Origin of the sequence: Streptomyces similanensis (assembly GCF_039543625.1) — a bacterium.
Lineage (GTDB): Bacteria > Actinomycetota > Actinomycetes > Streptomycetales > Streptomycetaceae > Streptomyces > Streptomyces similanensis.
This window is the reverse complement of the sequence record NZ_BAABKC010000163.1, coordinates 1-9966: the sequence shown is the minus strand read 5'-3', so window position 1 is coordinate 9966 and position 9966 is coordinate 1. Positions and strand designations below refer to the sequence as shown.

Sequence of the window (9966 nt, the reverse complement as noted above, 5' to 3'; positions counted from 1 at the left end):
CCCCCTGATCGAGGTGGTCGAGGGCGCGCTGGAGCAGGGGGCGGTGGGCGGCGTAGAGGGTGCGCCCGGCGGCCGTGATCTCGGCGTCGAGCTGGTCGAGGGAGGCGAAGCGGTACCAGGTGGCGTCGAGAGCGTCGTCGGCCGCGACGGCGGGCACGGTGGCGGGCAGCAGGTACAGGGCGCTGGTGGAGGCGACCCACGCGTGGTCCGAGGCCCGCCAGTCGTCCACGACGTCCCGTCCGAGGATCACCGGGCGGTGGCCGGCCAGGTCCACGCCGGTCTCCTCGCGCAGCTCGCGGACCAGGGCGGCCGGGGCCGTCTCGCCCGGATCCACCATGCCGCCGGGGATCGCCTCCACCCCGATGTCGTCCCGGGTGATCAGCAGCACCCGGCGCTGGTCTCCGGTGCCCGCGACGACGATCGGGTCGGCGGCGGCGTTCTCGCCCCACTTGCCGAGGTTGCGGCCGGTGCGGCCGGTGCGGCCCTGCGGGTGCAGGGGCCAGCCCCGCACGTCCAGCTCGAAGGGGACCAGCGCGGCGGCCCGGCGACGGGCCCAGTCGTCCACGTCGGCCGGCGTCGCGGCGGCCTCGGCCCACTCGGGCACGTGCCGGGCCAGGTTCACGGGCCGCAGCTCGGGCGGCGTGATGTCCACCGGCGTGTACGCCGGCCAGTCCACCGACCAGCAGCGCCGTTCGTCGGGGACGGTCTCGGTGCGCTCGACGACGTCCTTGTCGAGGTCGCGGTGGACCAGGTCGACGGCCAGGCCGCGGGCGGTGCAGCGCTCGGCGAGGACGGAGGCCGCCGTGGCGGCACGGTGCCGGCCGCCCGCACAGCCGACCGCGACCGTGACCGGCTCCTCCTGCCGGGGTCCGGCGAGGAACGCCGCGACCATGTCGACGGCAGTCTGCACGAGCTGCTCGACGCCCTCGGTGGCCATCACCGCGTCGCGCACGGCCTGGTCGTGGGCGGTGAGGTGGCGCAGCTCGGGGTTGACGTGCGGGTCGCGGAAGTGGTGCCGCAGGTCGAGCTTGATCCGGGCGTCGGGTTCGGCGCCGTGCAGGTAGCCGAACGAGGTGATCTCGACGCGGGCCATGTGGTGTCTCCCTGTTGGAGTCGTTGGGGCTAACAGGTCTAACAGGCGGCGGCCTGGTGCTTCGGGCTGCCGCCCGGGGGAGGGGTCAGAGCCACTTGAAGGCGCGGCGGACGTCGCCCGCGGCTCCGGCGAGGTTGTCGGCGTGCAGCCGCACGTCGAAGTCGTACGGGTCCTCGGCGGCGTCCATGACGCGCTCGGAGGCGGCGTCGAAGACGGCGGCGAACGCCTCGTGGACCTCGGCGGCCTTGAGGGCCTGGACGATCGCGTACTGGTCGGCGCGGCCCTGCTTGATGGCGTCGGCGAGCAAGTTGAGCGCGGCGGCCGCGGCCGGGGCGAGCACGGCCAGGTCCTCGCCGCCGGCGATGCCGGTCCGCTCGGCGGCGGTCTCGACGCGGGTGACCGTCGCGAGTTCCGTCGACGTCGTCTCGTCGTTCACATCGTCTCCCTGCGGTGGGTCGGCAGTTCGGGGGCGTCGGGGTCGAAGGCCGGGGTGCCGCCCATGTGGATCACGGCACGCTGCTGTCCGAGCAGGGCGTTGAAGCGGTTGAGGAGCTTGCGGCCGTCGCGGGCGGTCTTGGGGCTTCCCCGGTACATCTCGATGTCGCGGATCGCGAACTCCAGCCACATGAAGTCGCCCTTCTGGACCGGGATGCGGGCCAGTTCGGGGGCGGGCTGGGTGACGGAGGCGGCGCCGGCGCTCTGGTAGAGGCGGGCGACCAGGTCGCTGGTGCAGCTGCTGTAGCCCAGGTCCGGGCGGGCCCGGCGGGTGCACTCCTCGGCGTGCAGCAGGATCTGCTCGAACGCCTCCATCTCGGCGAGGGTGATGCCGATGTACTCGACGCGCGGGGGCTCGGGACGCTGCGGAAGCGTGCCGTAGACGGTGCCGTGCGGGGTCTGGGTCGCCGGGGGCCGGTTCCTGCGGAAGATCACGTGACTTCTCCGTACGTGGTGGTGGGTGGGCGGTCAGGCGGTGCGGGCGAAGTACGCGGCGGCGGCTTCGACGAAGGCGTCGCAGGCGTTCTTGGCGTCCTCGCGGGCCTGGGTGAGGGCGTCGGCGTCCGTGTACGCCTCGCGCATGGCGTAGGTGAGGGTGACCATCTGGTCGGCGGCGGCGCGGACGGCCGGGTCGGTGACGAGGATGCGCAGCGCGACCAGCGGCCGGGTGACCTGGGAGCGGGACTCCTGGGTCTGGGCGCGCAGCTCGTCGACGCGGTCGGTGGAGGCGTTCTTGAGGACGGCGTCGCCGCGGCGCCACATCAGGGAGCGGTGGGTGCTGATCGCCTCGGCGAGGTTGGTCACGGCGTCCAGGCGGTCGCGGCGGAGCTGCTCGCCGCGCATGGCGGCCTCGGTGCGGCCGGCGGCCCGCTCCTGGAGTTTGCCGGTGACGAGTGCACCCAGCAGCGTCCCGATGATGGCGATGACGGCGATCAGCAGTTCCACGGCGATTCCCCTCCGTTGCGCCGGGCCCGGTTGGCCCGACCCCTTGATAATGCCAACTCAGAGTTGGCTATGTCAATTCAAAGTTGGCCAACTCCGAGTTGGCTAAAAAGTGCTCCGGGCACGAGAACACCCCCGACCTGCAAGGACGGCCGGGGGTGTTAGGTCCAACAGGTCTAAAGCGGCGTGAAGTGCGCGGCCCGGTCCAGGGCCCGCAGCAGCTCCGGCTCCCACCCGGTGCGCGGGATGTCGAGCGCGAACAGCCCGGCGGCCCCCAGGACCTCCAGTTGCACCCGGTGCTCGATGCCCTCCCGCCATGCCTCCCGCAGCAGCTCGCGGGCCTGCTGGCGGTCCTTGCGGCCGGCGGTGGCGACCGTCCGGCCGTCGGGGAGCGCGGCCAGGCGCCGCCCGGCCTTCTCCAGCGCGCCCATGAGCCGGGCGGCACGCTCGGCGTCGGGGGCCGGCGGCACCAGGTGGAGCTCCGGCGCGGCGACGCCGCGGCGCAGCTGCTCCATCCGCACCGGCAGCGGCTCCCAGTCCTCGGTGCCGGCCAGGTCGAGGTTCACCTTCGTCACGGTGCGGGTGTAGCTGCGGGCCACGCCGCGCGGCTGCAGGGCGGTGCCGGCGGGCCGGTACTCCGGCTCGACGTCCTCGGCGACGACGCCGCCGTGGTTGCCGCGCACCGACACCCACAGCCAGTCGGCGCCGCCGGTCACCTCGGTCATCAGCAGGCGGCGGACCTGGAGCCAGCGCTGCAGGGCCGCACGGGTCGCGCGGCGCAGCGGGTAGACCTCGACGGAGACCGGGGTGTTCGGGCGGGCGTTCTGCGGGCGCCGGGTGATGCGGACCTCCTCCAGCGAGGGGGACAGGTCCTCCAGGCGCAGCGCGCACAGCTCGCCGACCCGGCTCCCGGTGTCCAGGACGACCGAGGACATGGCGAGCATCCGGACCCACAGCGGATAGCCCTGGGCGAGCAGGCCGCCGTCGACGGTCCAGCGGGTGCGTGTGCCGATGACGTCGGAGAGGGTCTGCAGGCTGGCCCGCAGCCGCTCGCGGCGGGCGACGTCGACCGGCTCCTTGCCGGGGAGCTGCTCCAGCTGGCGCAGGTGGACGACCTCCAGGCCCAGCTCGCGTTGCAGGAGCACCATCACCCCGGAGCGCACCATCGCCGTCGCCTCGCTGGTGGGGCGCTTGGCTCCCCGGTCGCGCAGTTCGCCGGCCAGGGCCAGGCGCTCGTACTGCTTCAGCGAGTCGCGGGCGAGGACGTCGGCCAGGTCGTCGGCGACGGTCAGCGGGTGCTCGGGGTGCTTGAGGGCGCGGACCAGCTCGCGGGCGTGGGCGCGGATCTGCCGCCGGCGGGCCTCGGAGGGCGCCTGCTCGCACACGGCGTCCACGGCCTCCTGGAGCTCGGGCAGCTCCTGGAGGATGTCGGACTTGTTCATCACCCTGGGCACGGTAGCCACGTCCGGACAGCCGCACGGACCGAACGCCGAATTAGACCCATTAGAACCAACAGGCTCAACCGTCGCTGACGTGGGGACGCACGACGGGCCCCGCCGGAGTCGGCGGGGCCCGTCGTCGAGGCCGGGATCTACTTGGTGACCGGCGGGCCGGTCTTGAGGTTCTTCTGGCGGCGCTGCGGGAACGGGTTGCCGCCGTTGTACTCGCGCTCGTCGCGGCGGATCTGCGCGAGGACGGCGGCCTCCACGTACGCGGACAGCGACACCGGCACCTCGGCGTCCTCGTCGTCGATCTTCTGCAGTGCGACCACCGTGTTGCGCAGCCGGTTCATCACGTCCGGGGTGACGTAGGCCGGGATCTTCTCCTTGGTGCCCGGACTGGTCGGCGCCTGGCCTCCCAGCTCCTTGCCGAGGATGCTCCCCTGGCCGAACGGAAGTCCGTTGCTCATGCTTCTTCTCCTCGCGGCGCCACCAGCATCCGACCGATCTGGTCGAAGTCGCGGGTGGTGGTGGACCGCTTGCTGTACTCGCGGATGGACTTGTTCTCGCCCGGTGCCGTCTTCGCGTCGACGGACTTGCGCACCGGGCAGACCAGGGCGCCCGGGTAGTGCTCGGCCATCTCGTTGCCGACGTCCTTGGCGATGTTCGTGATGTCCCAGGCGGACAGGACCGCGGCCACGACCTCGACGTCGTAGTCGTCCTGAGCGTTGGTGATCGTCTGCCGCAGGGACTTGCTGGACTTGGCGTCCAGCGCACTGACCTGGCTCGGCACGATCACCTTCCCGCCGATGGCGAGGGTGAAGGTCGACAGCTTTCCGATCTTGGGCGGGCAGTCGACGATGGTGATGTCCACCGGCGCCTCGCTGCGCTTGATGGCACGGCGCAGGGTGCGCTCCCCGTTGACCGCCGGGTCGTACTCGGCGACCGCGCAGTCCTCGTAGCTGGGGACGATGTAGATGTTCTGGTAGCGGGTGTAGTAGGTGGCCTCGTCCAGGCCGACCTCGCCGTACAGCACGTTCTTCAGCGTCATCCGGTTCTTGGGCGCCAGGCCCTCGGGGAAGGCCGGCTGCAGCCATCCGCTCAGGCCCGCGTCCTGCGGGTCGGCGTCGATGATCCGCACCGTGTGCCCCATCGCGGCCCAGGCGCAGGCCAGCTCCAGGGCGGTGGTCGTCTTGCCCGCGCCGCCCTTGCGATTGAAGACGATGAACACCCGGTGCTCGCCGGGGAGGACCGGGGCCGGCCGTGTGAAGGCGGCGGGGAGCAGGATCCGCGGCCTGAGCCGGTTGGCCGGCTCCGTCCACGCCCGCTCGAAGACCGTGGGCAGCAGCAGCCGCTCCGGGATCTTCAGCGGCTCCAGCGTTACCTGGACCATGTCTCTCTCCTCATCCGGGCCTCTCCCCGTGCTCTCGTCACCGCCAGACCGTACCGCCTCCGCACGGTGCGCACGGGCACCGCGCCCCGGTCCGCTCGATCAGGGAAAACCGCAGGCCAGGCCCTTGCCCCCAACAGGGTTGACCCCGTTGGGTCCAACAGGACCGACAGGCTGCCGCCTTGACCAGCGCGAACCGGGCCCGTGAGACCTCGCGCCCGCGCGCGTGGGTCTGTCGCACAACGCGCGTTAAGGCCGCGACGGTAGCCAGCGGCGTCCGTACGGTCCGCCCGCATGAGATCGAGCAACCGCCGCCCCGGCCGCCCCTGCCTGCTCACACCGGAGCGGGCCGACGCCATCGTCAGGGCCTCCGCCGTCGGGGCCAACACCGTCCTGGCCGCCGAGGCCGCCGGAGTTTCCCGGGCCACCCTCGCCCGGTGGCTCGCCCGCGGCCGCGCCGCCGCCGAGGACCGCGAGGACGGACAACCCGCCGACCCGCGCGAGGACGTGTTCGTGGACCTGTACCGGCGGGTGGAGTCCGCCCGGGCCCAGATGGCCACCCGGGCGCTCGCCCGCGTGCTGCAGGCCGGCGCCGGGAGCCTGGTCCTGGAGGAACGCGTGCGCACCTACACCGACCCCGTCACCGGCCTGGACGTCGAGGAGAAGCAGACCCGGTACCTGCGCCCGGACTGGCGGGCGGCCGCCTGGTGGCTCGCCCGCGTCTTCCCCGAGCACTACGGGCCGAACGCCAAGAGCTGGGACGAGCAGCTCGACGAGTTCACGGCCGGGGAACTGCGCAGCGAACGTGACCGCGCCGACTCCGACGAACTCGCCGGCCTCGCCGCCCGCCTCCAGGCCGTACTCGAACCGACCACCCCCGACACCCCGCCCGACGAACTCCCCGCCCCGCTCTCCCCCTCCGCTGCCTGATACTCCCGACTCGCCGTCACACCAGCCTCACCCGCCCCGAAACTGTCCAAATCTGTTATCTGCTGCCTTCTCCCGTAGTTCCACGCTGTCCCGCACACCCGCTCCGACCTTCCTGACCAACTGACATGTGCCCACCCACTCTCTGAGGGACGAGGGGAGTGGGTGGGCACATGTCTGGGGGCAGGACGCGCAGGCCGGAGCGGGTGTGCGGGACAGCGCCTGTCACACCCTGGTGTACAGGTGGTTTTACACCCTGGGCGAGCGCCGGGAGTTGTCCGCCGACGAACTCCGGAGTTTCCCCGGCGTCCTCTTTCGGGCGAATCTCGCGCGTTCCGGTGACCGCTGTCAGACCCGCCGGATATCGTGCGAGGTGCACGGCCACGCACAGGCCCAAGCCAGCCTCAGCCCATGACTGGGAGCGATCTGAGGCGAAGGTGCCAGGACCACACGGTCCCAGCGCATCAGTGCGGAGAGCACCACCAGCTCGTCTTCGACGACGTACTTCCGTATGCCCGCGCAGGTCCACCGAGTTCTCCGCGTGCATCGGGTCATGGGTAACCGCTGCACGCCACCGAGGAGAAACTCGTGGTCAAGAAGCACGGCAAGAAGCAGCGCGCGAAGCAGCGTTCGCGCCGTACCGGAGCCGCCCACGCATCGGCGGCCGCCAACTCCCTCCACCGGCACGAGCCGCTGCCGGACATGGCGATCCTCGAGGAACTCCCGCACCACGCCGGGCGGGAACTCGACACCGAACTCGCCGCCCGCCTCGTCGCCGCCTGCCGCACCGGCTGCAAGCCCTGTCAGCGGACGCTGGCGAAGAAACTCCGCACCGAGCAGCGGCCGACCCTCGTCGCGCTCGCCGCGGCGGTCTACGCGACGCTGCCCACCCCCGGGTTCACCGCCTCGCCCACCACCCGGACGTGGGCGCCGCTGGCCCGGGCCGGGAAGACGGACGCGTCGGCGGCCGCCGACGCGCTGGCCGCCGTCGAGGCGATGACCGACGCGGACGCCTCCGACCTCCTGGAGGACGCGCTCGACCACTGGGCCGTCGGCGGGGCCTCCCCCGAGGAGATCGCCGACAAGGTCAAGGTCATCCGGGACGCGCCGCCGCGCCAGCGGCCGGCCGACCCGATGGACGCCTTCCGCAAGGCCGGGATCAAGGTCTTCACACTCGACGACCTCGACCTGCCCGACGGCGTCGACCCCTACCACCTGGCCCCGAACTACGGCGTCACGCTGATGAAGACGGACACGCCCGACGGCCAGCCGATGCCGATGCTCGTGCTGTACCCGGAGACCGAAGACGCCGGGATCGACGACCTGGAGCGCCGCACCGACTGGGAGCACTGGGGCCTGCACGGGATGCCGGACATGGACCCGCACTGGCGGGTGCGCGCCCGGATCGCCGACCGCTCCCTGCAGGGCCTGGTGCACGTCGGCCCGGACGGCGAGGACGGCATCGAGCTGTGGCGGGCCGCCGAGACCGTCAGCCTGCCGGCGCAGTGGTGGGACCTGCTCGACCGCGTCCAGCACGTCCTGGTCGCCGGGCCCGTGAAGACGCCCGAGGACCCCGACGCGCTGCAGGCCGCGGGCGACGCGGGCGAGCTCCTGGCGGTCGTCGCACGCGTGAGCTTCGCCTGATGGCCGCCCGTGCCCGCCGCGAGCGCCAGGAGCGCAGGTACCTGCCCGGGATCGCGGACGTACGGATCTGCGGCACCGAGGCCACCGTCCGGGCCGTCCTCGACGTCCTGGAGCGCGAGTTCCGCACCACCAGCGCCCGGGACTACGACGACGGCCAGCGCGCCTACCTCCAGCTCGACACCGGATGCACCGACCCCGACGCGGACTGAGACCGCCTCATTTACGGTCGGATTTTTGAAACTTGCCCAGGTCACAGGCCACGGCCCCGGTGCCGTCCGGCGCGCACGCACCCGCACCACGGGAGCGCTGACCGCGCCGGGCGGTGCCGGGGGAGCGGGGGCCAGGGGGCCGGCGAAGGCCCCCGCAGCCACCGGCCCCAGCCCCGGGCCCACCGAGGAGACCCGCAGATGCACCAACAACCTGATCCCACCGCCGCCCCGCCCGACGGCGTGGTCTGGCTCCGGCCCGAGTACCAGGGCCGCCAGGGCGAGCTGGTCACCCTGGCCGCCGGTGCCCGGCTCGTCGGCGTCAGCGCGGCCGCCGTCTCGAACTGGCAGAACCGCTACCCGGAGGACTTCCCCGCCCTCGCGCTGCTCACCGGCCCGCCGCACAAGCGGACGAAGTGGGTCGTCGCCGTCGAGCTGGTCGCCTTCGCCCGTGACCAGCGCACCAGGGAGCGCGACCGGACCGGCCGCAGGAGCCCGCAGCGCCCGGGCGCCGAGATCGCGGCGGAACAGACGGCGCACTACGAGGAGGTACTACGGACCCTCACCGAGCGGGAGCAGCGCCAGAGGCAGGCGCTGGCCCGCACCCGGGCCGCCAAGCGCGCGGCCGAGGAGAAGCTCGCCCGGGCCCGTGCCCGGCTCACCGCCGAGGTCGACGCTGTCGCCCGCCTCGGCATCCCCGCAGCCCGTACGACCACCACCGAGAAGGAGACCCGACCGTGAAGAACACCCACGAGACCGCCGCCGAGACCGACACCTCCGCCGTGATGGCGGGGCGGAACATCACCCTGGACGAGCTGGCCACGGAGCTGTCGGCCATCGAGCTCAGGCTCCGGCAACTGGCCCGGGCCGCCGAGGTGCCGGCCTCGCCGGTGGAGCTCGCGGACATCATCGACTCCCTGCGCTCCACCGCCTCGACCGTGCGGGAGACCAGTGACCGGATGGGCCTGCTGGCCCGGATCGTCGACGGCGACGTGCCGCTGGCCAAGGTCTTCCGAGACTCCGGTGACCCGTGGGGCGTAGCCGCGCGCGGGGCCGACCGGCCGGGCTACGGCGGCCCGGCGATCGTGCCGACCGTCTGGCAGCTGCTCAAGCTCGCGCAGGACACCAAACGCCCCGGCGGCGAGACCACGACCTACCCGGAGGCGATGGACGGCATCGGCATCGGCTGGGAATCCAAGGCGGCCGCCGTCCGGCGCCGCCGGGAGCGGGACGCCGCGGTGGCCGTCGAGGTCCTGCGCCTGCCGTGCGAGAAGTGCGAGGCCGGCGAGGGCGAGCAGTGCAAGACGAAGACCGGGTGGGCCGCCGAGCAGCCGCACATCGGCCGTCAGCGGCAGGCCGAGGCGAACGTGGACGATCGCCTGGGCTACCTCGGGGACAACCCGGTCGCCGTGCCCGACGCCCGGTAGACCCGCCGACAGACCCGCTCACGAAACCGCAGACGGGCCCCTGTCAGACCTGTTAGCTCCAACAGGTCTAATGGGGCCCGTCGCCGTGCGGCCCCCAGTCGACCGCCCGCACGGCAGGCACCGCCGACAGGCCGGTGCGCTGTCGGGCGGACCGCCCCCATCCCTCGCGGGGGTGAGCATTCGGGAGTTCTGCTCACCGGAGCGCGCTTCGGGGTTACGGTCGGCGGCATGGAGTCATCCGAGACCGTCGTCACCACCGTCCGCATCGGGCAGCGCGGGCGCCTGATCCTGCCCGTGCAGGCCCAGCGCGCCACCGGCATCACCCAGGGCACTCAGGTCGCCTTGCGCACCGGGCCGAACGGATCCATCACCATCGAGCCGCTGTGGGCGGTGGCAAACCGCC

12 protein-coding genes are annotated in these 9966 nt (G+C 72.8%); 5 read left to right on the top strand and 7 right to left on the bottom strand.

The genetic code is table 11. The annotated features are described in order from the left end of the window. The 7 genes from ABEB07_RS39110 to ABEB07_RS39080 all read right to left on the bottom strand — a co-directional run. Positions 1 to 1093 (bottom strand): RapZ C-terminal domain-containing protein (locus ABEB07_RS39110; RefSeq protein ID WP_345672835.1); only part of this gene is annotated, 1093 nt, incomplete at its 3' end. 85 nt (positions 1094 to 1178) lie between these two features. Beyond that, a complete protein-coding gene (locus tag ABEB07_RS39105) occupies positions 1179 to 1529 on the bottom strand; it encodes a hypothetical protein (RefSeq protein ID WP_345672833.1) in 351 nt (116 codons plus the stop codon). Next, a complete protein-coding gene (locus ABEB07_RS39100) occupies positions 1526 to 2023 on the bottom strand; it encodes a hypothetical protein (protein WP_345672832.1) in 498 nt (165 codons plus the stop codon). The genes ABEB07_RS39105 and ABEB07_RS39100 overlap by 4 nt, the downstream gene beginning before the upstream one ends. A gap of 33 nt (positions 2024 to 2056) precedes the next feature. Beyond that, positions 2057 to 2533 (bottom strand): hypothetical protein, encoded by a 477-nt coding sequence (locus ABEB07_RS39095; protein WP_345672831.1) that lies wholly within the window; start codon positions 2531 to 2533, stop codon positions 2057 to 2059. Positions 2534 to 2706: 173 nt separating this feature from the next. Then, a complete protein-coding gene (locus tag ABEB07_RS39090) occupies positions 2707 to 3972 on the bottom strand; it encodes a tyrosine-type recombinase/integrase (protein WP_345672830.1) in 1266 nt (421 codons plus the stop codon). 149 nt (positions 3973 to 4121) lie between these two features. Then, the gene (locus tag ABEB07_RS39085) at positions 4122 to 4439 is read right to left on the bottom strand and encodes a hypothetical protein (RefSeq protein ID WP_345672829.1); all 318 of its coding nucleotides are present in this window, start codon (positions 4437 to 4439) and stop codon (positions 4122 to 4124) included. Beyond that, on the bottom strand, positions 4436 to 5362 hold the full coding sequence (locus ABEB07_RS39080) for a ParA family protein (RefSeq protein ID WP_345672828.1): 927 nt from the start codon (positions 5360 to 5362) through the stop codon (positions 4436 to 4438). Before ABEB07_RS39080 ends, ABEB07_RS39085 begins: the two co-directional genes overlap by 4 nt. 291 nt (positions 5363 to 5653) lie before the next feature. On the opposite strand from ABEB07_RS39080, the gene ABEB07_RS39075 reads away from it, so the two are divergent. From ABEB07_RS39075 to ABEB07_RS39055, 5 genes are all read left to right on the top strand, one after another. Next, the gene (locus tag ABEB07_RS39075) at positions 5654 to 6289 is read left to right on the top strand and encodes a hypothetical protein (RefSeq protein WP_345672827.1); all 636 of its coding nucleotides are present in this window, start codon (positions 5654 to 5656) and stop codon (positions 6287 to 6289) included. Between the two features lie 585 nt (positions 6290 to 6874). Next, complete coding sequence (locus ABEB07_RS39070) at positions 6875 to 7930, top strand: hypothetical protein (protein ID WP_345672826.1); 1056 nt, start codon at positions 6875 to 6877, stop codon at positions 7928 to 7930. Then, on the top strand, positions 7930 to 8139 hold the full coding sequence (locus ABEB07_RS39065; protein ID WP_345672824.1) for a hypothetical protein: 210 nt from the start codon (positions 7930 to 7932) through the stop codon (positions 8137 to 8139). The genes ABEB07_RS39070 and ABEB07_RS39065 overlap by 1 nt, the downstream gene beginning before the upstream one ends. A 198-nt stretch (positions 8140 to 8337) precedes the next feature. After that, positions 8338 to 8877, top strand: coding sequence for a hypothetical protein (locus tag ABEB07_RS39060; RefSeq protein ID WP_345672823.1), 540 nt, complete (start codon positions 8338 to 8340; stop codon positions 8875 to 8877). Further along, on the top strand, positions 8874 to 9563 hold the full coding sequence (locus ABEB07_RS39055; protein ID WP_345672822.1) for a zinc finger domain-containing protein: 690 nt from the start codon (positions 8874 to 8876) through the stop codon (positions 9561 to 9563). The genes ABEB07_RS39060 and ABEB07_RS39055 overlap by 4 nt, the downstream gene beginning before the upstream one ends. Positions 9564 to 9966 lie beyond the last annotated feature (403 nt).

Coding starts and splice junctions, on each gene's coding strand:
- ABEB07_RS39065 (WP_345672824.1), top strand. CDS start 7,930: ATGGCCGCCCGTGCCCGCCGCGAGCGCCAGGAGCGCAGGTACCTGCCC.
- ABEB07_RS39085 (WP_345672829.1), bottom strand. CDS start 4,439: ATGAGCAACGGACTTCCGTTCGGCCAGGGGAGCATCCTCGGCAAGGAG.
- ABEB07_RS39080 (WP_345672828.1), bottom strand. CDS start 5,362: ATGGTCCAGGTAACGCTGGAGCCGCTGAAGATCCCGGAGCGGCTGCTG.
- ABEB07_RS39075 (WP_345672827.1), top strand. CDS start 5,654: ATGAGATCGAGCAACCGCCGCCCCGGCCGCCCCTGCCTGCTCACACCG.
- ABEB07_RS39090 (WP_345672830.1), bottom strand. CDS start 3,972: ATGAACAAGTCCGACATCCTCCAGGAGCTGCCCGAGCTCCAGGAGGCC.
- ABEB07_RS39060 (WP_345672823.1), top strand. CDS start 8,338: ATGCACCAACAACCTGATCCCACCGCCGCCCCGCCCGACGGCGTGGTC.